General features: G+C 45.6%; 21 protein-coding genes, 1 pseudogene and 1 CRISPR repeat array. Of the genes and pseudogenes, 20 read left to right on the top strand and 2 right to left on the bottom strand.

Annotation, left to right across the window (positions count from 1 at the left end):
- Nucleotides 1-5: 5 nt before the first annotated feature.
- Nucleotides 6-1,481, bottom strand: a pseudogene (gene trpE / locus ASUC_RS06665) (anthranilate synthase component I); the annotation flags it as partial.
- A 297-nt stretch (nt 1,482-1,778) separates the two neighbouring features.
- Here trpE and ASUC_RS06670 point away from each other — a divergent pair.
- The 16 genes from ASUC_RS06670 (at nt 1,779) to cas4 (ending at nt 19,206) form a co-directional block, all read left to right on the top strand.
- Nucleotides 1,779-2,705 carry an ABC transporter ATP-binding protein gene (locus ASUC_RS06670; protein ID WP_012073010.1) on the top strand — a complete coding sequence of 309 codons (927 nt, stop codon included), beginning with the start codon at nt 1,779-1,781 and terminating at the stop codon, nt 2,703-2,705.
- On the top strand, nt 2,702-3,469 hold the full coding sequence (locus ASUC_RS06675) for an ABC transporter permease (RefSeq protein ID WP_012073011.1): 768 nt from the start codon (nt 2,702-2,704) through the stop codon (nt 3,467-3,469). The genes ASUC_RS06670 and ASUC_RS06675 overlap by 4 nt, the downstream gene beginning before the upstream one ends.
- A 78-nt stretch (nt 3,470-3,547) precedes the next feature.
- Complete coding sequence (gene sohB, locus ASUC_RS06680; protein ID WP_012073012.1) at nt 3,548-4,609, top strand: protease SohB; 1,062 nt, start codon at nt 3,548-3,550, stop codon at nt 4,607-4,609.
- A gap of 131 nt (nt 4,610-4,740) precedes the next feature.
- On the top strand, nt 4,741-5,589 hold the full coding sequence (locus ASUC_RS06685; RefSeq protein WP_012073013.1) for an OmpA family protein: 849 nt from the start codon (nt 4,741-4,743) through the stop codon (nt 5,587-5,589).
- 238 nt (nt 5,590-5,827) lie between these two features.
- Nucleotides 5,828-6,973, top strand: coding sequence for a hydrogenase 2 small subunit (gene hybO / locus ASUC_RS06690; protein WP_012073014.1), 1,146 nt, complete (start codon nt 5,828-5,830; stop codon nt 6,971-6,973).
- 19 nt (nt 6,974-6,992) lie between these two features.
- Nucleotides 6,993-7,985: a hydrogenase 2 operon protein HybA gene (hybA, locus tag ASUC_RS06695; RefSeq protein ID WP_012073015.1), complete on the top strand. Its 993-nt coding sequence runs from the start codon at nt 6,993-6,995 to the stop codon at nt 7,983-7,985.
- Nucleotides 7,978-9,189: a Ni/Fe-hydrogenase cytochrome b subunit gene (gene hybB / locus ASUC_RS06700; RefSeq protein WP_012073016.1), complete on the top strand. Its 1,212-nt coding sequence runs from the start codon at nt 7,978-7,980 to the stop codon at nt 9,187-9,189. Before hybA ends, hybB begins: the two co-directional genes overlap by 8 nt.
- A 15-nt stretch (nt 9,190-9,204) precedes the next feature.
- Nucleotides 9,205-10,914, top strand: coding sequence for a hydrogenase 2 large subunit (hybC, locus tag ASUC_RS06705; protein WP_012073017.1), 1,710 nt, complete (start codon nt 9,205-9,207; stop codon nt 10,912-10,914).
- The gene (locus ASUC_RS06710; protein WP_012073018.1) at nt 10,914-11,402 is read left to right on the top strand and encodes a HyaD/HybD family hydrogenase maturation endopeptidase; all 489 of its coding nucleotides are present in this window, start codon (nt 10,914-10,916) and stop codon (nt 11,400-11,402) included. Before hybC ends, ASUC_RS06710 begins: the two co-directional genes overlap by 1 nt.
- An 8-nt stretch (nt 11,403-11,410) precedes the next feature.
- The gene (gene hybE, locus ASUC_RS06715; RefSeq protein WP_012073019.1) at nt 11,411-11,917 is read left to right on the top strand and encodes a hydrogenase-2 assembly chaperone; all 507 of its coding nucleotides are present in this window, start codon (nt 11,411-11,413) and stop codon (nt 11,915-11,917) included.
- A 25-nt stretch (nt 11,918-11,942) separates the two neighbouring features.
- Nucleotides 11,943-12,215 carry a hydrogenase maturation factor HybG gene (gene hybG / locus ASUC_RS06720; protein WP_012073020.1) on the top strand — a complete coding sequence of 91 codons (273 nt, stop codon included), beginning with the start codon at nt 11,943-11,945 and terminating at the stop codon, nt 12,213-12,215.
- A gap of 201 nt (nt 12,216-12,416) precedes the next feature.
- Nucleotides 12,417-14,852, top strand: coding sequence for a CRISPR-associated helicase/endonuclease Cas3 (locus ASUC_RS06725; protein WP_012073021.1), 2,436 nt, complete (start codon nt 12,417-12,419; stop codon nt 14,850-14,852).
- A gap of 14 nt (nt 14,853-14,866) precedes the next feature.
- A complete protein-coding gene (cas5c, locus tag ASUC_RS06730; protein WP_012073022.1) occupies nt 14,867-15,610 on the top strand; it encodes a type I-C CRISPR-associated protein Cas5c in 744 nt (247 codons plus the stop codon).
- Nucleotides 15,607-17,670, top strand: coding sequence for a type I-C CRISPR-associated protein Cas8c/Csd1 (gene cas8c, locus ASUC_RS06735; RefSeq protein WP_012073023.1), 2,064 nt, complete (start codon nt 15,607-15,609; stop codon nt 17,668-17,670). The genes cas5c and cas8c overlap by 4 nt, the downstream gene beginning before the upstream one ends.
- Nucleotides 17,671-17,691: 21 nt before the next feature.
- Nucleotides 17,692-18,531 carry a type I-C CRISPR-associated protein Cas7/Csd2 gene (cas7c, locus tag ASUC_RS06740; protein WP_012073024.1) on the top strand — a complete coding sequence of 280 codons (840 nt, stop codon included), beginning with the start codon at nt 17,692-17,694 and terminating at the stop codon, nt 18,529-18,531.
- Entirely contained in the window at nt 18,532-19,206 is a 675-nt protein-coding gene (gene cas4, locus ASUC_RS06745) for a CRISPR-associated protein Cas4 (RefSeq protein ID WP_012073025.1), read from the top strand.
- Between the two features lie 40 nt (nt 19,207-19,246).
- Here cas4 and ASUC_RS06750 read toward each other — a convergent pair whose 3' ends face one another.
- Complete coding sequence (locus ASUC_RS06750) at nt 19,247-19,666, bottom strand: carboxymuconolactone decarboxylase family protein (RefSeq protein ID WP_198003507.1); 420 nt, start codon at nt 19,664-19,666, stop codon at nt 19,247-19,249.
- Nucleotides 19,667-19,807: 141 nt separating this feature from the next.
- Between ASUC_RS06750 and ASUC_RS06755 the strand changes: the two genes are divergently transcribed.
- From ASUC_RS06755 to cas2, 4 genes are all read left to right on the top strand, one after another.
- Nucleotides 19,808-20,194 (top strand): winged helix-turn-helix transcriptional regulator, encoded by a 387-nt coding sequence (locus tag ASUC_RS06755; RefSeq protein ID WP_012073027.1) that lies wholly within the window; start codon nt 19,808-19,810, stop codon nt 20,192-20,194.
- 188 nt (nt 20,195-20,382) lie between these two features.
- Nucleotides 20,383-21,285: a hypothetical protein gene (locus ASUC_RS06760; protein ID WP_012073028.1), complete on the top strand. Its 903-nt coding sequence runs from the start codon at nt 20,383-20,385 to the stop codon at nt 21,283-21,285.
- 13 nt (nt 21,286-21,298) lie between these two features.
- Nucleotides 21,299-22,312: a type I-C CRISPR-associated endonuclease Cas1c gene (gene cas1c / locus ASUC_RS06765; protein WP_012073029.1), complete on the top strand. Its 1,014-nt coding sequence runs from the start codon at nt 21,299-21,301 to the stop codon at nt 22,310-22,312.
- A gap of 39 nt (nt 22,313-22,351) precedes the next feature.
- Nucleotides 22,352-22,645: a CRISPR-associated endonuclease Cas2 gene (gene cas2, locus ASUC_RS06770; RefSeq protein ID WP_012073030.1), complete on the top strand. Its 294-nt coding sequence runs from the start codon at nt 22,352-22,354 to the stop codon at nt 22,643-22,645.
- A gap of 191 nt (nt 22,646-22,836) precedes the next feature.
- Nucleotides 22,837-23,536: a CRISPR direct-repeat array (repeat unit 32 nt; unit sequence GCAGCCGCCTTCAGGCGGCTGTGTGTTGAAAC).
- Nucleotides 23,537-23,658 lie beyond the last annotated feature (122 nt).

Raw genomic sequence — 23,658 nt, forward strand, 5'->3', positions numbered from 1 at the left:
TCTCCTTATGCCTGACGATTGGTTTGAATAATGGTATTCAGTACGGCACGCGCTTTATGCCGGGTTTCATCCGCTTCCATTTGCGGATCGGAATCCAATACTTCGCCGCACCCCGCTTGTACGTGGGCGATACCGTTTTGCACAAAGGCGGAACGAATGACGATACAGGTGTCGAAATTGCCGTCGGAGGATAAATAACCTACCGCACCGCCATAACTGTGGCGTTTTTGTTTTTCTAACTGATAAATAAGCTGCATGGCTTTAATTTTAGGTGCGCCGGTGAGGGTTCCCATATTCATGCAGGCTTGATAGGCATGCAATGCATCCAGTTCGGGACGGAGTGTCCCCACCACTCGGGAAACCAAATGCATAATGTGGGAATAACGGTCCACCTGCATCAGATCTTTGACCTGACGAGTGCCGCTTTGGCAAACCCGGGCTATATCGTTGCGGGCGAGATCCACCAGCATAAGATGTTCCGCCAATTCTTTGTGATCCAGTCGCATTTCCAGTTCTAAACGGGCATCCAGTTCCGGATCGATATTACCTTGAGCGTCAAAACCTCGCGGACGGGAACCTGCAATCGGATAAATTTCCAGCTCTCGGTTGTCCGCATTGAATTTTAATGCGCTTTCCGGCGATGCACCGAACAGTACAAATTCGTCATCCTGCATGTAAAACATATAGGGGCTGGGATTGTTATGTTTCAAATTGCGGTAGGTCGCCAAACTGTTCGGACAAGGCAGAGAAAAACGACGGGACGGTACAATTTGGAACACATCACCCAGATAAATATGCTGTTTAAGTTCGGTGATAATCGCTTTGAACTTTTCGTCTTCAATATTGGTCTCCACTTCCGTCCCCGCCGGCACGACGGCAGGAACAGGTTGCAGATGTTGCATTTTACGGGAAATTTTCAGCGCATTTTGTTGTAATACGGCATATTCTTTCGAGCTGAAACAGAAAGTTTGTAAGGTCGCCTGTTGCGTCGGATGGTTAAAACAGAGTAAATTTTCCGCCAGATAGAATACGTAATCCGGACAATTTAGTCCGTCGTCCTGTAATGCAATACCGTCCATCGGAATGAAATTCGCCACTAAATCATAAGCAAATAATCCGCCTAGAAAAATCGGCGTTTGGCTGTGCGCATATAAATTATTCACAACCCGTAACCCGTCGAATACAGTTGCCGCCTGTAATTTAGTATCTTCATCCAGATTTTGCTCCAACGGCGCAAAGGTGGCGATTAATTCATGTGCGTTGATTTGGGTTAATTGGGCGAGTTGACTTAATTTATCCCGCAAATGAATTAATACCGCTGCGCCGTTATCGGTTAATGCTTTAAACGTGACAGTTTGCCCGGTACAGCAGATTTTCACGGCGGCGTTTACTAACAACAGACTTTTCAAACTGTTTTTGCTGGAAATTTCGGCGCTTTCGAGTAACAGACTGTTGGTGTTACCGGCACATAGAGTGGTAAATACCGAGGCTAAGTCACTATGGTATTCCACCGGTTGGCTAAAAACCTGAATATAAGGTTGAAACATTGCTTATTTATCCTTTTGAATTATTTTGCACTATTAAACTAGTACATGAATTATTTGTCAAGCGGCGGAAACGTTTTTTGTGATTAAAATACAGAAAAGTGCGGTCGAAAATTAATGTGTTTTTCAGGCCGGTACTATTGAATAAACCAATGCAGCCAAGTGACGAACTTTTGCGTACGTCAGTAAAAAAGAGTATTATGCGTGCCTGTTTTTTTAAGAACAATATTTATAATGAAAGCATTAGAAATTGCAGCGTTGACCAAGTGTTATAAGAACGGCGTGCAGGCATTGCACGGTATTGATCTCAGCGTTGAAGAGGGCGATTTTTATGCGCTGCTTGGCCATAACGGTGCAGGAAAATCCACGACTATCGGTATTATTAGCTCGCTGGTCAATAAAACCGGCGGAACAGTGAAAGTTTTCGGTTACGATTTAGATAAAAATCCGATTCAGCTTAAACAACAAATCGGGCTGGTGCCGCAGGAGTTTAATTTCAATCAGTTTGAAAAAGTGCAGGATATTCTGATCAATCAGGCGGGATATTACGGTATTTCCCGTAAATCCGCGCTGATTCGAGCGGAAAAATGGCTGAAAAAACTGGATTTATGGGATAAACGCGAGCAACAAGCCATGCGCCTTTCCGGCGGTATGAAGCGGCGCTTAATGATTGCGCGCGCCTTAATGCATCATCCCAAATTGCTGATTTTGGACGAACCGACCGCCGGCGTCGATATTGAATTGCGTCGTGCCATGTGGCGGTTTTTGCGCGAACTGAACGAGCAGGGTACCACCATTATCCTCACCACCCATTATTTGGAAGAAGCGGAAATGTTGTGCCGTCATATCGGTATCATTCAGCAGGGCCGATTAGTGGTGAATATGCCGATGAAAGATTTATTGGCGGAACTGGAAAGTGAAACGTTTATTCTGGATTTGGCAGAAAACGCGACGTTGTCACAAATTGATGGCTATCCTGTGCGTCCGCTGGATGAAAAATCGATTGAAGTGGATGTTCACCGGGAAAAGGGCTTAAACGACTTATTCAGTCAATTAACGGCGCAAAATAAGCATGTGGTGAGCATGCGCAATAAATCCAACCGTTTGGAGGAATTGTTCATCGGTATGGCGTTAAACAAATCGAACAGGGGCGGACAATGAGATTGGCTTGGGTTGCGTTTTATACTATTTTGTATAAAGAAATCCGTCGATTTACGCGGATTTGGGTACAAACCATTGTGCCGCCGGTGATTACCATGACTTTATATTTTGTGATTTTCGGGCAACTGATTGGCAGTCGAATCGGCGAAATGGGCGGATTCAGCTATATGCAGTTTATTGTACCGGGGTTGATTATGATGTCGTCCCTCACAAATTCTTTTACCAATGTGGCTTCTTCTTTTTACAGTACAAAATTTGCCCGTAATGTGGAAGAGCTACTGATTTCGCCTACATCGCCGCATGTGATTATTTTGGGGTATATGATGGGCGGTATGACAAGGGGGATTTGCGTCGGAGTACTGGTCACGATTGTGTCGTTATTATTCGTCTCTTTTGATATTCACGCTTGGAGCGTAATTTTTATAACGTTGTTGCTGACCACGGCAACCTTTGCGTTAGGCGGTTTGATTAATGCGATTTTTGCGCGTTCTTTTGACGATATCAGCATTGTGCCGACCTTTGTTTTGACGCCGTTAACCTACTTAGGCGGGGTGTTTTATTCTATTTCGTTATTGTCGCCGTTTTGGCAAACGGTGTCGAAATTAAATCCTATCGTGTATATGATTAACGGATTCCGTTACGGATTTCTCGGCATCAGTGATGTGTCGCTCGTTTACACATTTGCCGTATTGTCGGTGTTTATTTCGGTATTATATTATTTCGCCTATTATCTGATTAGCCGTGGCATCGGATTACGCAGCTAGGGCGGGTTTATGAAAAATCAACCGACCTTAAAGTGCGGTCGGTTTTTATCAAGTTTTTTACATATTTAAGGAGAGCTTATGTGGTCTGATATTGCCGTGGGATATGGCATTTTTATTTTGGAAATTCTAACGATTTTGCTGGTGGTGGCAGGGATTGTCGCCATGATTTTTGCATTCAAACAACGTCAACCGTCTTCGCATGGCGAGCTGAAAATCACGGATTTATCGGAAGAATATGCCGATATGTCGAAAAAATTACAGCAATTCCATTTAACCGAAGATGAATTGAAACAACTGGAAAAAGAAGAGAAAAAAGCGGAAAAAGCCAAAGCGAAAGCGGAAAAAGCAAAACGTAGAAAAGGCGAACCGGTAAATCAGGAACACAAACCCACCCTATACGTTTTAAATTTTAAGGGCGATATTCAGGCTTCGGCAACCACCGCTTTGCGCGAAGAAATTACCGCCCTTTTATCCGTGGCGAAACCTGAAGCCGACGAGGTGTTACTGCGTCTGGAAAGTCCCGGCGGTCTGGTGCACGGCTACGGTTTAGCGGCATCTCAATTGGCGCGTTTGAAACAGGCGGGAATCAAATTAACCGTTGCGGTGGATAAAGTAGCGGCAAGCGGCGGTTACATGATGGCTTGCGTAGCAGATAAAATCGTAGCGGCGCCGTTTGCAATTGTCGGTTCTGTGGGCGTGGTGGCACAGGTGCCGAACATTCATCGTTTGCTGAAAAAACATGATGTGGATGTGGATGTCATGACAGCGGGCGAATTTAAACGAACCGTGACGATATTGGGTGAAAATACGGAGAAGGGAAAACAAAAATTCCAACAGGAACTCGAGGAAACCCATGAGTTGTTCAAACGGTTCGTTGCTGAAAATCGGCCGCAGTTAGAGGTAGAAAAAATTGCAACGGGTGAACATTGGTTCGGTCAACAGGCACTGGCATTGGGGTTAATCGATAAAATTGCGACCAGTGACGATGTGATCTTGCAAGCAATGAAAGAAAAATCCGTATTAGAGCTGCAATTCAAGCAAAAAAAATCTTTAATTCAAAAACTGGGTAAGCAAGCGGAGGATAGTACGGAAAATTTATTCTTAAAATGGACGACAGCGTCGAAACAGCAGCATTTTTAAGTTTACTTTATAAGCCGTTATGGCTAGTATTAACTCTATATTTATTTTAACTTAACGGCTTTTTATAAAAGTCTGTTTGCCCGTACATCAATATTAATTTTCCATCATTTTTTAAATTTAAGGAAAAACAAATGAAACTATCACGTTTATTGTTATCAACAACTGCAGCAGTAGTTTTAGCGGCATGTGGAAATCTGAGCGATATCACGGAAGACGGCTTACCGGCCGGTGATACGCCGGAACAGGCAATGGCTAATTTAGTATGGCCGAAAATTGATGACGCCCGTTTTAATCATGACGGTTCTCAATTTGGTTCTTGGCCTAACTGGGATAATGTCCGTATGGTTGAACGCGGTATGAATAAAGATCAAATCGCCAATTTATTGGGACGCCCGCATTTTTCCGAGGGGTTATACGGCGTTCGTGAATGGGATTATGCCTTTAATTACCGTGAAAACGGAGTACATAAAATTTGTCAATACAAAGTATTATTCGACAAAAATATGAATGCACAAAGTTTCTTTTGGTATCCGAACGGCTGTAACGGTTATTCGTCATTTCATTTAAGCGGTGATTTCTTATTTGATTTCGATAAAGATACATTAACAACCGAAGGTAAAAAAGTGGTTGATAATGTGGCTTCACAATTGAAGTCTTCCGAAGCTAAAGAGGTTTCCGTTGCGGGTTATACCGACCGTTTAGGATCCGATGCGTACAACTTGGATTTATCACAGCGGCGTGCGGATCGTGTTAAGAATCGTTTGATTGAACAAGGTGTGAGCGCACAAATCACAGCTACAGGTTATGGCAAAGCTAATCAAGTTAAAGCCTGTGAAGGTGAGCGCGGACAAGCTTTAATAAATTGTCTTCATCCTAACCGTCGCGTTGAAATTAAATCCTCCGGTACGGTGCTGAAACAAGCCATTGGCGGCCAAACGAACGGTGGTAAAATGGGGCCCAAACCGCTTTATAACAAATAATTAGCTATTTTCTTGTTTTTAATGATCACGCATCTGATAACCGAAATTATCAGATGCGTTTTTTTTATTTTTCTTTAATTAAATAAAAATAGTTCTCATTTATAATTATAGGTTATAAAAAGTAATATATTTATGTAAAAAAGTTGTTATATTTTGACTTAAATCAACGTATTTTCCTTCTAAAAGCGTAGCATACATTTCATTAACCACGTCTTTTATACGTGAATAGGAGTGATATATGCAACGACATGACGGATTTGTATCTGCGCTAAATTCGGTATCCCGTCGGGATTTCATGAAATTATGTACCGCACTTGCGGCGACAATGGGGTTAAGTTCAAAAGCGGGTGCTGAAATGACTAACGCACTCACGAATCCGCAACGTCCGCCGGTTATTTGGATTGGCGCACAGGAATGTACGGGTTGTACCGAGTCCCTTCTTCGAGCCACTCATCCGACTATCGAGAATCTGGTTCTTGATGTTATTTCATTGGAATACCATGAAGTACTATCCGCCGCATTTGGCGAACAAGCGGAAGAAAACAAACACCGAGCACTAGAACAATATAAAGGAAAATATATTTTGGTCGTGGACGGTTCCATTCCTGTTAAAGACGGTGGAATCTATTGTATGGTTGCCGGAAAACCTATCATCGAACACATCAAAGAGGCCGCAAAACATGCGGCGGCAGTCATTGCTATCGGTTCCTGTTCTGCTTGGGGCGGTGTACCTTCCAGCGGCGGAAATCCGACGGGCGCCACCAGTTTATCCGGCGTATTACCGGGTGTACCGGTGATTAATATTCCGGGCTGTCCGCCGAATCCGCATAATTTTCTGGCAACCGTGGCCTATATTATAACCTATAAAAAATTACCTGAAACGGACAAATTAAATCGTCCTTTATTTGCTTATGATCGGCTTATTCACGAAAACTGTTATCGTCGTCCGCACTTTGACGCAGGGCGTTTTGCTAAAGAGTACGGCGACTACGGTCATCGTCACGGCTGGTGTCTGTATCATCTCGGCTGTAAAGGCCCGGAAACTTACGGTAACTGCTCAAGCCTGGATTTTTGCGATGTAGGCGGTAATAACTGGCCGGTGGGAATAGGTCATCCTTGTTATGGTTGTAATGAAAAAGGTATAGGTTTTACCAAAGGTATTTTTGAACTGTCTTCGGTTGAAAATCCGACGCCTCGTGTAAATAAACCCGATGTGGGCAATCAAGAGGGTAATACGGCTTCTATGACGGCAGTCGCGTTATTAGGCGGTGCCGCTGCGATTTTAGCCGGCGTGAGTGTGGTGACGTTAAAAGAGTTGAGTAATCAGCGTAAAGCTAAAGCCCGTGGGCATGAAGAACAACGAAAAAACGCTAAACATGAATAAAAACCAAGCAGGTAGAAAAATGAATAGACGTAAATTTATAAAAAACAGCTTGCTTGGCGGAATAGGGGCTTCAATTCCCGTTGTGAACGTTCAGGCGGCTGAAATACCTGAAAGCAAGGTAATTCCCAATGCGTTGGGTATGCTTTACGACGCTACGCTTTGTATCGGTTGCCAGGCTTGCGTGGCGGAATGCCAAAAGATTAACGGTACGGCAGTTAATCCCGATGGCGAACAGCAGTGGTCTAATAACGACAAATTATCACCGTTTACCCGTAATGTAATCCAGATTTGGTCTGGCGGTGACGGTTCGCAGAAAGATAAAGCGGAAAACGGTTACTCCTACATTAAAAAGCAATGTATGCATTGCGTAGAACCGAACTGCGTCAGCGTTTGCCCGGTTCAGGCGCTGACCAAAAATCCGATTACCGGCATTGTACAGTATGATCCGGATATTTGCACAGGGTGTCGTTACTGTATGGTGGCTTGCCCGTTTACCGTACCTCAATATGATTACAATAATCCGTTGGGCGAAATCAGCAAATGTGAATTATGCAACCAAAAAGGCGTAGAACGTATTGATCAGGGAAAACTGCCGGGATGCTGCAATGTTTGTCCGACAGGTGCGGTAATTTTCGGTTCCCGAGAGGATTTATTGGCGGAAGCTAAACGCCGACTATCTTTGAAAGCGGGTGAAAAATACGGTTATCCGCGTCAGCATATTCACAGTCAAGATAAAAACACAACGGTCGTGCCGGAATATGTTCGGCATGTGTATGGCGAATTTGAAGGCGGCGGTACTCAAGTTTTGGTTATCAGCGGCGTTCCGCAGGAAAATTTGGGACTGCCGGCGTTGGATAATGAAGCCACCGGTACGCGAGCCGCTCATTTACAGCATACTCTTTATCGCGGTATGGTGTTGCCGTTGGCGGCATTAGCCGGATTGACATTTGTTACCTATCGCAATATGAGGGGAGAACATAAAGAAAAACACAAGGGGGCGCGTCATGAATAATGTTCGTCCTGTCGGTGGAAAATTAATTACGGCATCAATCCTCTTTTTTTCTCCGTTGGCATTAATTTGTTTGATACTTATCGTAAAACGGATGTTTTTCGGTATCGGCTCGGTAACGGCACTAAATGGCGGGTATCCTTGGGGCTTATGGATTGCTTTCGACCTGCTTGTAGGAACCGGTTTTGCTTGTGGCGGTTGGGCTTTAGCCTGGGCCGTTTATATTTTCAATAAAGGGAAATATCATGCGCTCGTTCGTCCGGCATTACTTGCCAGCTTATTCGGTTACAGTCTGGGCGGTTTTTCTATCACTATCGATATGGGGCGTTACTGGCACTTACCGTATTTTTATTTGCCGGGACAATTTAATACCAATTCCGTTTTGTTTGAAACTGCGGTCTGTATGACAATTTATATTCTGGTCGTGACACTTGAATTCGCACCCGTTTGGCTAGGTTTCTTCGGCTTCAAAAAATTGTTTAATAAGTTGAATAAAATCATGTTTTTCGTGATTGCCCTTGGAGCGTTATTGCCGATGATGCACCAGTCTTCGATGGGCTCGTTGATGATCGTTGCCGGACATAAAGTTCATCCCGCTTGGCAAAGTTATGAAATGTTGCCGATATTCTCTTTGCTGACGGCATTTATTATGGGATTTTCCATTGTGATTTTCGAGGGGTCTTTGGTTCGCGCAGGTTTGGCCGGTAAAACGCCGGACGAACGTCATCTGTTTACCAAACTGGCTCGTGTAAGTGCGGTTTTAATTGCGGTATTTTTACTTTGTCGCTTCGGAGAACTGATTTATCACCGCAAACTGCAATATGTCATCGGATTATTTAAATTCGAAGCCTGGATGTTTTGGGCGGAAGTCTGGTTAATGACTTTACCGCTACTGACCTTGTTTCTCGGGGAAAAACGCTCCGACGGACGTTGGTTATTCGTTTCCGCATTGAGTATGTTGCTGGGTGCAGCCTTATGGCGTATGGATTATTCATTAATCATGTACGATCCGGGTAACGGTTATAAATACTTCCCGTCAGCACAGGAATTATTAATTTCAATCGGTTTCGTGTCTATTGAAATTTGTGCATATATTTTAATTATCCGTCTGTTCCCGGTGCTTCCGGTATTAAAAGAAGCAAGAAAAGAAAAATCACAACAGGCTATGGCACAAAAAATCGCACGTAGCGAACAATTAAGCCGCTAATAAGAGAATATAAAAATGAGTGAGAAAAAACGTATTACTATTGACCCTATTACCCGCATTGAAGGGCATTTACGCATTGGCTGCGAAATTGAAAACGGAGTCGTGACTAATGCCTGGTCGACAGGAACCATGTGGCGCGGGATGGAAAATATCGTAAAAGGCGCGGATCCCCGTGATGCATGGATGATTATGCAGCGAATCTGCGGGGTATGTACCACGGTGCACGCCATTGTAAGCGTGCGGGCGGTAGAAGACGCTATCGGCGCTAAAGTGCCGGTAAATGCCCAATATATCCGTAACATGATTTTAGCGGCGCACAATATTCACGATCATATCGTACATTTTTACCAACTTTCGGCTATGGACTGGGTGGATATTACCGCCGCATTGAAGGCGGATCCGGCGAAAGCCAATGAAATGCTGAAAGGCGTTTCGACCTGGTCGCTGAACAGCGAAAACGAATTCCGCAACGTACAGAAGAAAATTCAAAAATTGGTGGATAGCGGACAATTAGGTATCTTTGCCAACGGTTATTTCGGGCATCCGGCAATGAAACTGCCGCCGGAAGTAAACCTTATCGCCGTTGCGCATTATCTACAGGCATTGGAATGTCAGCGAGATGCAAACCGCGTAGTGGCATTATTGGGCGGAAAAACGCCGCATATTCAAAACCTGGCGATTGGCGGGGTTGCTAATCCGATTAATATGGATTCTGCCGCCGTATTGAATATGGAACGTTTAATGTACGTAAAAGCCTGCATAGATCGCCTCACTGATTTCATCAATCAAGTATACAAAGTGGATACGGCGGTAATCGCGGGTTACTATCCGGAATGGCTGAGTTACGGTAAAACGTCACGTAATTATTTAGCCATGCCGGAATTTCCGATTGACGCCGATAATTCTAAGTTCATATTGAACGGCGGTTATATTGAAAACGGCGACATGAGCGCTTTCCGCCAAATCGACGGGCAAAAGAGCGATTTTGTAATAAAAGGGATTAAAGAAAGCGGCAAACACGCTTGGTATGAAGATGACGAACCGCTCGAGCCCTGGGAAGGGTTAACCCGACCGAAATATACCGGCTGGGATGAAAACGGTAAGTATTCTTGGGTGAAAGCGCCGTCATTTTATGACAAAGTGGTGGAAGTCGGTCCGTTAGCCTATTTATTAACCAATCTCGCGGCGAAAAATGCGTTAACTACCGCTCATTTTAACCAATTAAAAGGTTTGTATGATACCGTTACCGGCACTAATTTAGGCGTAGAACATCTACATTCGACTCTGGGGCGAATCATCGGCCGTACCGTGCATTGTGCCGTATTGAACGACATTTTAGTTCAACAATGGCAGTTGCTGATTGAAAATATCGGCAAAGGCGACACTGTGGCGTATTTAAAATGCGCAATTCCGGAAAGCGGTGAATTCAAAGGTGTCGGTTTCGGTGAAGTGCCGCGCGGTATGTTGTCTCACTGGGTGGTGATCAAAGACGGTAAAATCGAAAATTATCAAGCGGTTGTTCCGTCCACTTGGAATTCCGGTCCGCGCAATCATAACGACGAACTGGGACCTTACGAACAATCACTTATCGGTACACCGGTTGCGGATCCCGCCAAACCGTTGGAAGTGGTGCGTACCATTCATTCTTTCGACCCGTGTATGTCCTGTGCCGTACATGTGGTGAACACCGAAAACGGTGAAATCACAGAAGTGAAGGTATTGTAATGAAACCGTTAATTCTAGGTATCGGTAATATTTTATTGTCTGATGAAGGAGTTGGCGTACGAGTGGTTCAGGCTTTGGAAAAACGTGCGGAAATTTCACCGTACGTTTTCGAACAATTCGATATAGTGGACGGCGGTACCTGCGGCATGGAACTGTTGGATACGCTGGCGAATCGTGATTATATTATCGTAATTGACGCCGTACTGGCCGGTAAAGAACCGGGTGAAATCGTGGTATTGAAAGACGAACAGGTTCCCGTCTTTTTTTCGCGGAAAATTTCTCCGCATCAGCTGGGATTATGCGATGTGCTGTCCGCCCTCAAATTGACGGACGAATACCCCAAAAATCTTTGTTTAATCGGCATTCAGCCGGATTCGCTGGCACCCCGGATCGGGCTGACCGAAACCATGGAAAAGGTTATGCCGGCTATTTTTATCCGGCTTAATCGTATTTTAACCGAATACGGTTTGCCGACTTTGGATAATTAAAATTCATTATGTATCGACACAAAAAAATATCGGAAAATCCGACCGCACTTTCAGGCGTAGTCGGTTTTTCAGAAAATCCGGCGCTGCTTTTGCAAACGGAAATGGAACGCACACGCCCTAATATGCGTTCGCTTCCGTTCTTTCGCGAGAATATTCCGTGCTATTGCCCGCCGTTTATTTTGCTCGACAACCAATGGATCGGCACGGTGCTCACCCCATGGATGCTCAGTCTAGTGATTTTGCCCGGGCCGAATCAGGAATGGGAAACCAGACCGTTAGGCGACAAACTTGGTGTCGCATTACCGTACAAAACGTTAATGTTTACTGTCAGCCAACTGGAAGGGATTCCTTGCTATCTCAGCCATTCGCTGGCTTCACCGTTGGCGCGGAAACTGACAGCGGAACAAGGCGTTCAACTTGCCGACGATTGCCTGAAAATGGCGTTATCTTTCCCGTTAAATCAGCCTCAACCCGATTTAAAACGCCGAAATATTTTTCGGTCGATGGTAAAGTAATGCCGCTAAAATTAAGGATAAATTTATGTGTTTAGGTGTACCGGGGCAAATCGTCGCCATTGGAGATGACGTCTTCCAGCTTGCCACCGTCGATGTATGCGGTGTGAAGCGGGACGTGAATATTTCTCTCATTTGCGACGAAAACCCGCAACAGCTTTTAGGAAAATGGGTACTGGTTCATGTGGGGTTCGCTATGAGCATTATTGACGAAGACGAGGCAAAACAAACTCAGAAAGCGTTAATAGCCATGAGCCGGTTAGAACATGAAGTCGGTGATTTCCTTGGACTGAATCAATAATAATCTTACTAAGCAAGTGCGGTCGAAAATCTGGTTAATTTTCGGCCGCACTTTTTGTAAAGAGTGTTTAATAAATCGTCAGGTTACTACTGGAATTGATCTAAATTAATAAATATTTTATTTACTTTATATACATAAATTTACACTACAATTATATTAAATTAAGTAATTTTACGGTTATTTATGTATAGAGGCGGCTGGATGAATGAATCTTTCATTGCGCATATCCGAGAAGTTGATAAACAACGACAATCTGTTCAAGTACATTTATTAGAAACAGCTGTTATAGCTAGCATGTTTGCAGTTAAATTAGATTTGTCCGAAGCGGGTGAATTGCTGGGACTCATGCACGATTTCGGCAAGTATTCTACGGCGTTTCAGGAATATATCAGGGCGGTAACCGGCCAAGATCCGGATGCGGATAATGATTACGTTCTGCCGAACGGTAAGAAAATCGACCATTCCACCGCCGGGGCGCAGTGGGTTTACCGCCGTTTGAAAAAATTCGGTTTGCAAAATGGTATCGGCGAATTGGTCGGGCAGATATTGGGCTTGTGTATTGCTTCGCATCACGGCGAAGGCTTGATCGACTGTTTAAACATGAACGGCGAAGCGGTGTGGCAAAAACGCTTTGATAAAGAAGACGAACTGACCCATTTAAGCGAATGTGAACAACGTGCTGATAAGGCGGTAAAAATACGGGCGGAAGAGCTGGCAGGCGAAAATTTGGTGAAATCGCTATTAAAGCTGCTTGCCGCCATTTTTAAGAACCCTGACAGTAATGACAAAATCAAAGAATTCTATCTCGGCTGTTTAACCCGTTTCCTGTTTAGTTGTCTGATTGATGCCGACCGCATCAACAGTGCTGATTTTGAACGAGAGGAGCAGAAAGACTTACGCCGCCTGAATCAATCCCCTGATTGGCAGCAAGCTATTGATAAATTGGAAACACATTTGGCAAATTTTGAAATCCGTTATCCGATTGACGAAATCCGTCGTGAGATTTCCTCCACTTGCCTGAAGCGTGCGAATGATCCTCAAGGTATTTATACGCTGACTGTGCCGACTGGCGGCGGTAAAACATTAGCCAGCCTGCGTTATGCCCTTCATCATGCACATAAGCACAATCTTGACCGCATTATCTACATTATTCCCTACACATCTATTATTGACCAGAACGCTTCAGCCGTGCGTGAGATTCTGGGCGAAGACTGGGTGCTGGAACACCATTCCAACCTTGAACCAGAACAGCAAAATTGGCAAGACAAATTGTTATCTGAAAATTGGGATAAACCGATTGTTTTCACGACGATGGTGCAGTTTTTAGATGCCTGGTTCGGCGGTGGTACTCGTGGGGTAAGGCATATCCACCCGATGACAAAAAGCGTACTGATTTTTGACGAAATCCAAACCTTGCCAGTGAAATGTGTGCATCTGTTTTGCAATGTGCTGAACTGGCTGACGCAATTCGGTAAATCCAGTGCGGTGTTGTGCACGGCAACTCAACCGTTGTTGGATAATTTGCCGAAATCCGAATTTGGCGAATTAAAGTTGGCGGAGAATTCGGAAATTATGGGGCAGAATAAAACACTGAATCAATTATTTGATGATTTATCGCGCGTGGAAATTCACTATAAGCCAAAGGCGGGCGGCTGGTCGGCGGATGAAGCCGGTGCGTTCTTGCTGGAACAGTTTCAGACGGCCTCAAGCTGCCTGTTTATCGTCAATACCAAAAAATGGGCGCAGGAGCTGTATCAATATTGCCAGCGGCAGGATGTACCGCCGGAAGCCTTATTTCACCTCAGCACTAATCAATGTTCGGTACACCGCAAAGCCATCTTTGATGAAATCAAAGGCCGTCTAAAAAACAAACAACCCGTGATCTGCATTAGCACCCAGCTGATTGAAGCGGGGGTGGATATTTCTATGAGTTGCGTGATTCGAGCTTTAGGTGGGCTGGACAGCATTGCCCAAGCGGCAGGGCGTTGTAACCGTCATGGCGAGAAAGTGGGCAAAGGGCAGGTGTATGTGCTGAACCTACAAGAACCGAATTTGGCACGGGTGTTACCCGATATTGACCAAGGGCAGCAAAATGCCGAACGCGTACTGCGCGAATTCGCCGAACAGGATATTTTACAGCCTGCCGCTATGCGGCAGTATTTTGAATACTATTTTTATAACCGCAGCAACGATATGAGCTATACGGTTAAAGGCAGCACTTCAGGTAGCCTGTTAGACTGGCTTTCTGATAATCGTTTGAATGTCTATGCTGCTAAAAACGACAAACGCCGCCCTAAATTACCGTTGCTGATGCAGTCGTTCAAAAGTGCGGGGAGAGCCTTTCAGGCGATTGACGCACCGACCCGCGCTGTGATCGTGCCCTATAGTAAAGGTAAAGATTTAATCGCCGAACTGTGCGGCGTATGGAATCCGAAAGAAATGTACCGCATTTTGAGCAAAGTGCAGCGTTACAGCGTGAACGTATTTCCGAATGTATGGGAAAAGCTGGAAAAAGAACAAGCCGTGCAGGAAGTGCAGGCCGGTTTGGGTATTTATTATTTAAAAGAACGTTATTACAGCGACGAATACGGCTTGTCCGTCGATGAAGTCGGTGCGATGACTTTTTATGAACTGTGATTTAAGGAAATGTGATGAACAACAAAAATACATTCCGCAGTAAACCGTTCTGCTTCCGTGTCTGGGGGCGGCAGGCCTTGTTTACCGACCCCGTCACCAAAATCGGCGGTGAAAAATTCAGTTATCAAGTGCCGACTTACGAGGCACTTAAAGGCATTTTAAAAAGCATTTACTGGAAACCGACCCTGATTTGGCACATCGACCGCGTGCGGGTGATGAAACCTATCCGCACCCAAAGCAAATCCACCAAACCGCTGGATTGGAACGGCGGCAACACACTGGCGATTTACACCTTTCTGCAAGACGTGGAATATCAGGTAGAAGCGCATTTTACCTGGAACGAAAACTGGGAAGAACTCAAAGGCGACCGTAATGAAGGCAAACATACCGCGATTGCCGAACGAATGCTCCATCGTGGTGGTCGGCAGGATATTTTCCTCGGCACCCGCGATTGTCAGGGCTATGTCGAACCGTGTGAATTCGGTTCAGGTAAAGGCTTTTACGATGAAATCGACAATCTGGATTTCGGGTTGATGTTCCACAGCTTCGGCTATCCGGAAGAAACGGGCAAACATGAGCTGATCAGCCGCTTTTGGAATGCCGGTATGCAGCGCGGCAAGATTGAGTTCCCAAGCGTGAATGACGTTTCGGGCAGCCTGAAAACCCGCTTTATCCGAAAAATGAAACCCGAAAAACCGTTTAAACGCGGTGAAAACGTGAAACCTGTGGAAGACGAGGCTAAGGAGTTGGGATTATGAGCTGGATGCAGAAACTGTATCGGACATATAACGAAGTAGAGATGCGTTCTGATCTATCAGATACTGATAAAGAGGCATTAGCTCCGCTGTGGCATAGTCCGCAAACTGCACATATTCAAATCACATTGGATGGTGCTGGAAATTTTATCTCTGCTAAAGTGTTAGTCGATAAGCCGATTATTATGCTGCCTGTCACTGAAAGTTCGGAAGGACGAACAAGCGGTTTGGCTCCTCATGCTCTGGCAGATAGTCTGCAATATGTTGCCAAGGATTTGGGGCTAACTTATCAAAAAGAAGTTATTACCGAAATAGAAGGGAAAAACGACAAGAAGAAAAAAACGAAAATCAAGCAAGAAGATTTGATTTTTAACCTATATGTAGAACAATTAGATAAATGGTGCGCCAAGACCGATAACAAAAAGATTTTGGCTATACAAAAATATGTCCATAAAGGCACGGTTTTGGCAGATTTAATTAAAGTCAAAGTTGTACCGACAAACGAGCAAGGCACTTTGTTAGATAACTGGATTGAAAAAGATAATAAAGAACGTTCAAAACCTGAATTATTCACTGTGTTAGCTAAAGAACAGGGGAAATTTGAAATCCGTAAAGCACTGGTGGTTTGGGCTGTTGAAATTCCGGGAGATGAATCTTCTGCAACTTGGAAGGATAAAGAAGTTCAACAAAACTGGGGGATATATTACCAAAGTACACTAGATAGCCAATTTTGTATGATGACAGGTGAAGAACGACAAATACGCGAAAGTCATCCTGCCAAACTGACTTATACAGGTGATAAAGCCAAGTTAATCTCTGCAAACGATAAAGATGGATATACCTTTAGGGGGCGCTTTGAAACATCTAACCAGGCTAGTAGTATTTCAGCAGAAGTCTCTCATAAAGCGCACGCGGTTTTACGCTGGCTGATCGCCCGTCAAGGTATCCGCAACGGCGATCAAGTGACCGTTGCTTGGGCAATCAGCGGTAAAGAAATTCCCTCACCGATGAAAGATACCTTTGATGAAATCGACTGGGATAATCTGGACACAAGTGCGGTTGAAAATAATGAAGAAATCAAAATGCCGTCTGAAAACGAAAATAACGGTATTGATTGGTCGGCCAATATCGGGCGACAGGCTGCCGCTATTATTAAGAAAAAATGGCGGGGCTATCAAGCGGAATTGAAGGAGTATGAGCAAATTTCCCTGCTGATGCTGGATTCCGCCACACCGGGTCGCATGGCATTGACCTACTACCAAGAATTTCTGCCTGCTGACTACTTTGACAATCTGGACGCATGGGTAGACGATTTTGCCTGGTATCAACGCCGCAGCATCGAAAAGAAAAATGGCAAAAAAAACGACAAACAAACCCTTTGGCCGGAACTGCCGCCTTCGCCTTTTGACATCGGTCACGCCGTTTACGGTAAGGCTTTGAGCGATACCCTGAAAAAACAGCTTTACGCCCGATTATTACCTGTGATTGCCGGCGGCAGACAAGTGCCGATCCCTTATGATTTGGTACAGAAAAGCTTTCAGACGGCCTGCAACCCGCACGGCTTCGAAAATTGGGAGTGGCAACGCAATATCGGTGTCGCCTGTGCCTTATATAAAGGCTGGCGTGCCCGTCATCACGATTTATCACAACGGAGAACTTACCTTATGAGTTTAGACAAAGAAAACCGCTCGCGCGATTATCTGTTTGGCAGATTATTGGCAGTGGCAGACAACATTGAATCTTACGCCCTATATTTAGCGGGTGAAAAACGTGCTCCGACCGCAGAGCGTTATATGCAGCAATTTGCTGAACGTCCGTTTTCAACTTGGCGGAATATTGAGTTGGCTTTAAAACCTTATCAAGAACGTTTGCGTAATAATGGTAAAGATACAGGTAGCCAAGCAATAAGCGAGATTATGGAATTATTTGCCTGGGAGGAGTTTGTTGATGACGGTAAATTAAGCGGAGAATTCCTGCTTGGCTATCACTGCCAAAAAATGGCGATTGCCCGAGAAATTTCCGAACGTGTCGCAGCTAAAACAAAAACAACCGAAACCCATTAACCCCTTATGGAGATGAATAAAATGTCTTTAACTAAAAAAATCGATTTCGCCCTAATTCTTAAAGTAACCAACGCGAATCCCAACGGCGATCCCTTAAACGGCAACCGCCCGCGTACCGATTTTGCCGGAATCGGTGAAATGACCGATGTTTGTTTAAAACGCAAAATCCGCGACCGCTTGCAAAGCAACGGTGAAAGCATTTTCGTGCAATCTGACGAAAAGAAAACCGACGGTATGACCAGCCTTGCCAATCGTGCTAAAGACAAAGATGTCGGCTTGGGGGCGGAAGCGTTCGGCAAAAAAGCCAATAAAGACGAAACCGCCAAAGCTGCCTGTGCAAAATGGCTGGACGTGCGCAGTTTCGGGCAGGTATTTGCTTTCGGCAAAAGCGACGACGGTGCGGGCGTATCTATCGCCGTGCGCGGTCCGGTAACTATTCAATCTGCATTTAGCGTCGAACCGGTTAATATCACCAGCACGCAAATTACGAAAAGCGTCAGCGGCGAAGGCGACGGCACGAAAAGAGGCTCGGATACCATGGGCATGAAACACCGCGTGGACAGCGGCATTTACGTTGCCTTCGGTGCTATGTCGCCGCAACTTGCCGAACGCACCGGCTTTTCCGACGAAGATGCCGACAAAATCAAAGCCGTGCTTACCAAACTGTTTGAAGGCGACGCTTCTTCCGCCCGTCCTGAAGGCTCGATGCAAGTCTTGAAACTGATCTGGTGGGAACACAACTGCAAATCTGGACAATATTCGTCCGCCAAAGTGCACGGCAGCCTGAAAGTCAATACCGACGGCAGCTATCAGCTGGATAATCTTGATGGATTAAAACCTGAAGAAATAGACGGTTTCTAAATGACAGAAAATTTGCAAAATTTCCCCCAAAAACCACCGCTTGCAGGGCGAAACGGGGTGGGGGAAAGCCGCCCGATTCCCCTTTCCGCCCTGCAACATTACGCTTTTTGCCCGCGCCAGTGTGCGTTAATCCATAACGAACAGGCGTGGGCGGAGAATTTTCTCACCGCACAAGGCAGGGTGTTGCACGAACGGGTGGACGGCGGCGAGCCTGAAACCCGCAAGGGCGTGCGGTTTGAACGCAGCATGCATTTATCGGCGCAGCGTTTGGGCATTAGCGGCATTGCCGATATGGTGGAACGTGATTTGGCGACAGGCCGTCTGAAACCTGTCGAGTACAAACGCGGTAAGCCCAAACCCACCGCGATGGACGAAATCCAACTCTGCGCCCAAGCCCTGTGTCTGGAAGAAATGACGGGGCAAACCATAGAAGAAGGCGCGCTGTGGTATATGCAAACCCGCCGTCGCATTCCCGTCGCTTTTTCTGATGAACTCAGGGCGCAAACGCTGGCGGTAATCGAACAAGTGCGGGCGTTACTGGAAAGCGGCCGAACCCCACCGCCCCGCTACGGCAAACACTGCAAAGCCTGCTCGCTGGTGGAAATTTGCCAGCCGAAGTTATTGGAAAAAGACAAGTCGGGGAGGTATGTGAAGGGGTTGTTTGGGGAATATTAACTTGAAATCAGGCGGACTATCCGCCTGCCCGATTTTTCTTTTACTCACCATAAACCTTGATGGCTCTCTGAAAGGCGGACCATGCTTTCGGGCCACCGCTGTAAAACGCCAAATGGGTAATCAGTTCGGACATTTCCTGCTTAGTAACGCCGTATTCTTTGGCGCGCTGCATTTGAAATTCCAATTGGTCGAAATCACCGGCGGCAATCATGGCGGCGATGGTAATCATAGCACGCTCTCGAAGCGGTAGCTCATTAGTTCGCGACCAGATCTGACCGTATACGAGGTCGTCATTAATCTCGGCGAACTTGGGGGCGAATTTGCCCAATCGCTCACGACCGATAGTCACTTGTGTCGGTGCTTGGGCAGCAAGCCGGTCGGTAGTGTTTTGTTCGTTTCTTTGCGCATGGGCAGCCGTAATACAACCGAACAAGGTTAACGCGATCATTAGTTTTTTCATAAAATCTCCTAGAATTTATTAAAGTGTGCTTAAACTAAAGTTGCGGATTCAGTATAATGCAGAAAATATACCTTTAAAATAAGGCACTTATAGGTTCGATACTTACTTTCTGGTAATTTTTATGTAAAAACACAGGCTTAGATGATGAAAAAAATTTCAGCGATTGATTTAGCAATGAAACTGGTGGGTGGGAAATGGAAATGTTTGATTCTTTACCATTTATATTGCGGCGACAAACGCCCCCGCGACTTACTGCAACTGCTGGAGGGCATCAGCCAAAAAGTGCTGACCGAACAACTGCGCCAGCTCGAAGGCGACGGCCTGATTGCACGGCGGGTTTATTCGGAAGTTCCGCCACGGGTGGAATACCGCCTTACCGACGAAGGTGCGGGGTTGGAGCCGGCTCTCAGAATGTTGTGCGACTGGAGCCGCGATTACGACAGCCGCCACGGTAACCGAGTGGAAATCTGCTTCGCTAAAAACGAACAGGATACGTCATCTCTATCTTTGCAGGGAAATGTAGATTAGCTATCTGCTTTGGGTGGGATACGGTGAAGCTTTTTAGGTGTAGGAATTGTGGAGTGAGGTGAAAAGTGCGGTTGAGGTTTTAGGCGTTTAGGGTATACAGGCAGTCGGGAATTAGCTGAAATTTTACGAAAATGAAATGTGTTATTGTTTTGATATAAAGTTAATTTATCATTGAATATAAGGAAAAAATGATGAGTTTACAGCAAGCGTATTCTTTAGATCTTGGGAAAAAAGTTAATGCGAAAGAGGCGGATATTGCTTATCAGGCTGGTTTGATTAGCAGTCAAAAAAATTTTCGATGTCCCCATCAGTTATGCGGTATCGCAGTTACTTGTGCAAATTTGGAACGTCCTAAACATAAAAGAAAAGTAGAACCTTATTTTAAATCAGTTGAATACCATAAACCAAACTGCCCGTTCGCAGAAGAGGAAAGATGCATAAAATTGCAAGGAACTGATCAAAGAAGTTTGTATGAAAATGTCGCTTCAGGTGAGATTTTAGTAAATTTGGCAGAGCCTTCACCTAAAAAACAAAATATTTTAGGTGCTTCTGAGGTTAAAAAAGGCAGCTTTTCAAGAACTACTCAATCTTCAGATTCCAAAAAAGAAAAGGTCTCAATCAACCATACGAAAACATTGTCTGTATTGATTTCATCTTTCTTAAATAATGAAAATTTTCAAATAACGTTACCTAAGCCGTATCAGGAAACAATATTTCTGAAAGATGTTTTTATTAAAATCGATGAGCAGAATTTATCAGATCTCGAACAAAATTGTTGGCGGATTTTTTATGGAAAGGCTTGGATAAACAAGGGAGCTAATGGTGACTATCGAATAGTATTTAATAATAAATTATATGATTCATCCCTTGAGAAAGGAGAAGTTCGCCCTTCTTTTTTCATTCCCAAACAGTGGATTGATAACTCTGCTTATCAAAAGTTCAGCAGTGAAAAAATGGATGAGTTAGTAACTAAAAAATGGCCTAGAACTGTCTTTATCTTGGCAGATACTCCTGCTTTAAATCATTCACAAAAGTATATAAATTTTATGCTTGAAGGTCTGCCTTATTTAGAGATGCGGTATTTGAAATAAGGAATTTTATTATATGCGCAAACTCCAAAACACCCTCTATATCACCACGCAAGGCTCTTACCTTCACAAAGAACGGGAAACGCTGGTGGTGGAGCAAGATCGTAAAAAAGTGGCGCAGTTGCCGGTGCATTCTATCGGGCATATTTTCTGTTTCGGCAATGTGCTGGTGTCGCCGTTTTTAATGGGGTTTTGTGGGGAGAATAACGTCAATCTGGCGTTTTTTACCGAAAACGGGCGGTTTCTCGGGCGTTTGCAGGGGCGGCAGAGCGGGAATGTGCTGCTCAGGCGGGCGCAGTATCAGCGGTCGGAAAGCAATCCCGTATCGATTGCGCGCAATATTATCGCCGCCAAAATTCAGGCGTCGAAACGGGTGTTGCAGCGGCAGATTCGCAACCACGGCGACAATGCGGAGATTCAGACGGCGGTTTCGGCATTAAATTCATCACTGATGCAGTTGAAAAAGGCGGAAAATCTGGAGCTGATTCGCGGCATTGAAGGGGACGCGGCATCGCGTTACTTCGGGGTGTTCGGGCAGTTGCTCAAGGCGGAAAGCGGTTTTGTGTTCGACGGCCGCAACCGCCGCCCGCCGCGCGACGGAGTGAATGCCTTGCTGTCGTTTCTCTACAGTATCTTGGGTAAAGACATTAGCGGTGCGTTGCAGGGCGTAGGATTAGATCCTCAGGTGGGCTTTTTGCATGCCGACCGCCCCGGACGCGACAGCCTGGCGCAGGATATTTTGGAAGAATTCCGTGCTTGGTGGGTAGACAGAATGGTGCTTTCGCTGATTAACCGCGGGCAAATCAAGCCCGATGATTTTACGCAGGAGGCAGGCGGGGCAGTGAATATCAAGCCGGACGTGAGAAAGCTGATTTTTCAAACCCTGCAAGCGAAAAAGCAGGAGAAAATTACCCATCCATTTTTGGGTGAAGAGGTGGAAATCGGTCTGTTGCCCTATATTCAGTCGATGCTGCTCGCCCGCCATCTGCGTGGCGATTTGGCGGAATATCCGCCGTTTCTGATGCGGTAGACGGCTTGCAAGCGGTCGTTTTTTAAGGAAATTTTACCCATGCTGATGTTGATTACTTACGATATTTCGTTTGACGACCCCGGTGGGCAGAAACGTCTGCGCAGGATTGCAAAACATTGCCTAGATTACGGTGTGCGGACGCAATATTCAGTGTTTGAATGTGATGTGACGCCAGATCAGTGGGTGAGGCTGAAAGCGAAACTGCTGGAAACTTACGACCCCGAATGCGACAGTTTGCGGTTTTACCATTTGGGCAGTAAATGGCGCAGAAAAGTGGAGCATCACGGCGCCAAACCGGCGGTGGATATATTTAAGGATACGCTAATTTTATAATTCGCTAACCTGTGGTTCTCATCAAAATGCGGGCAGGTTAGCGATGGTAAAAAGTTCTTTAAAAATCAGGATATTATAAAAATGCAGTATAAAAATTCATGCTGTGCTATACTGCAAATCACTCCCTATGCGGAAGTTTAGCGAATTACAGGCCGCCAAGCCTTACCCTGCAAAGCTTCAAACCATAGGGAGCAGCCGCCTTCAGGCGGCTGTGTGTTGAAACGCCGTTTTCGGCGATCAATTAGCCGCGCTCTATGCGCAGCCGCCTTCAGGCGGCTGTGTGTTGAAACAGCGTTGTGTTGAACAAGCAGTTGAGCAAATAAGCAGCCGCCTTCAGGCGGCTGTGTGTTGAAACTGATGCATCACGCGTAGTCCCAACCGCAGCCGAAAAGCAGCCGCCTTCAGGCGGCTGTGTGTTGAAACCAATTCACCATCGTACCGAAATCCGAGGGTTTCGGCAGCAGCCGCCTTCAGGCGGCTGTGTGTTGAAACCCGCCGGGATGGTGATGCCGGCGGCCTCTTTGGCGGCAGCCGCCTTCAGGCGGCTGTGTGTTGAAACGTTAAAGCGCAGTTTAACACTGCAACAACATTAAAGCAGCCGCCTTCAGGCGGCTGTGTGTTGAAACGCGAAATCAACCATGCTTAAAAAATTGTATTTGGCAGCCGCCTTCAGGCGGCTGTGTGTTGAAACGCGTTATCGGTTTCCGCCGGCAAAGCAAGGGTAAGCAGCCGCCTTCAGGCGGCTGTGTGTTGAAACAGCGCGTTAGCATGATTTGCTTGTTTAGTTTTTAGGCAGCCGCCTTCGGGCGGCTGTGTGTTGAAACGCAAGTATAGTTTACGCCGGGAAAAACGAGGAGGTGCAGCCGCCTTCAGGCGGCTGTGTGTTGAAACATCAAGCGTTGAAGGTGCGGATATTAATAGCGGTATGCAGCCGCCTTCGGGCGGCTGTGTTGCTTACTATGATTTTGGTTAGCGTCAAAATAAAACGCCCTGTGTCAGCAGGGCGTTTCTAT

The sequence above is a fragment of the Actinobacillus succinogenes 130Z genome, assembly GCF_000017245.1.
Taxonomy (GTDB): Bacteria; Pseudomonadota; Gammaproteobacteria; order Enterobacterales; family Pasteurellaceae; genus Exercitatus; species Exercitatus succinogenes.

What these genes read in the sequence shown, in the direction of transcription:
- ASUC_RS06755 (WP_012073027.1), top strand. Translation starts at nt 19,808, where the DNA reads ATGATGAAAAAAATTTCAGCGATTGATTTAGCAATGAAACTGGTGGGT.
- ASUC_RS06685 (WP_012073013.1), top strand. Translation starts at nt 4,741, where the DNA reads ATGAAACTATCACGTTTATTGTTATCAACAACTGCAGCAGTAGTTTTA.
- hybB (WP_012073016.1), top strand. Translation starts at nt 7,978, where the DNA reads ATGAATAATGTTCGTCCTGTCGGTGGAAAATTAATTACGGCATCAATC.
- hybG (WP_012073020.1), top strand. Translation starts at nt 11,943, where the DNA reads ATGTGTTTAGGTGTACCGGGGCAAATCGTCGCCATTGGAGATGACGTC.
- hybC (WP_012073017.1), top strand. Translation starts at nt 9,205, where the DNA reads ATGAGTGAGAAAAAACGTATTACTATTGACCCTATTACCCGCATTGAA.
- hybO (WP_012073014.1), top strand. Translation starts at nt 5,828, where the DNA reads ATGCAACGACATGACGGATTTGTATCTGCGCTAAATTCGGTATCCCGT.
- cas8c (WP_012073023.1), top strand. Translation starts at nt 15,607, where the DNA reads ATGAGCTGGATGCAGAAACTGTATCGGACATATAACGAAGTAGAGATG.
- ASUC_RS06750 (WP_198003507.1), bottom strand. Translation starts at nt 19,666, where the DNA reads ATGAAAAAACTAATGATCGCGTTAACCTTGTTCGGTTGTATTACGGCT.
- ASUC_RS06725 (WP_012073021.1), top strand. Translation starts at nt 12,417, where the DNA reads ATGAATGAATCTTTCATTGCGCATATCCGAGAAGTTGATAAACAACGA.
- sohB (WP_012073012.1), top strand. Translation starts at nt 3,548, where the DNA reads ATGTGGTCTGATATTGCCGTGGGATATGGCATTTTTATTTTGGAAATT.
- cas4 (WP_012073025.1), top strand. Translation starts at nt 18,532, where the DNA reads ATGACAGAAAATTTGCAAAATTTCCCCCAAAAACCACCGCTTGCAGGG.
- hybA (WP_012073015.1), top strand. Translation starts at nt 6,993, where the DNA reads ATGAATAGACGTAAATTTATAAAAAACAGCTTGCTTGGCGGAATAGGG.
- cas5c (WP_012073022.1), top strand. Translation starts at nt 14,867, where the DNA reads ATGAACAACAAAAATACATTCCGCAGTAAACCGTTCTGCTTCCGTGTC.
- ASUC_RS06670 (WP_012073010.1), top strand. Translation starts at nt 1,779, where the DNA reads ATGAAAGCATTAGAAATTGCAGCGTTGACCAAGTGTTATAAGAACGGC.
- ASUC_RS06760 (WP_012073028.1), top strand. Translation starts at nt 20,383, where the DNA reads ATGATGAGTTTACAGCAAGCGTATTCTTTAGATCTTGGGAAAAAAGTT.
- ASUC_RS06710 (WP_012073018.1), top strand. Translation starts at nt 10,914, where the DNA reads ATGAAACCGTTAATTCTAGGTATCGGTAATATTTTATTGTCTGATGAA.
- cas1c (WP_012073029.1), top strand. Translation starts at nt 21,299, where the DNA reads ATGCGCAAACTCCAAAACACCCTCTATATCACCACGCAAGGCTCTTAC.
- cas7c (WP_012073024.1), top strand. Translation starts at nt 17,692, where the DNA reads ATGTCTTTAACTAAAAAAATCGATTTCGCCCTAATTCTTAAAGTAACC.
- hybE (WP_012073019.1), top strand. Translation starts at nt 11,411, where the DNA reads ATGTATCGACACAAAAAAATATCGGAAAATCCGACCGCACTTTCAGGC.
- ASUC_RS06675 (WP_012073011.1), top strand. Translation starts at nt 2,702, where the DNA reads ATGAGATTGGCTTGGGTTGCGTTTTATACTATTTTGTATAAAGAAATC.
- cas2 (WP_012073030.1), top strand. Translation starts at nt 22,352, where the DNA reads ATGCTGATGTTGATTACTTACGATATTTCGTTTGACGACCCCGGTGGG.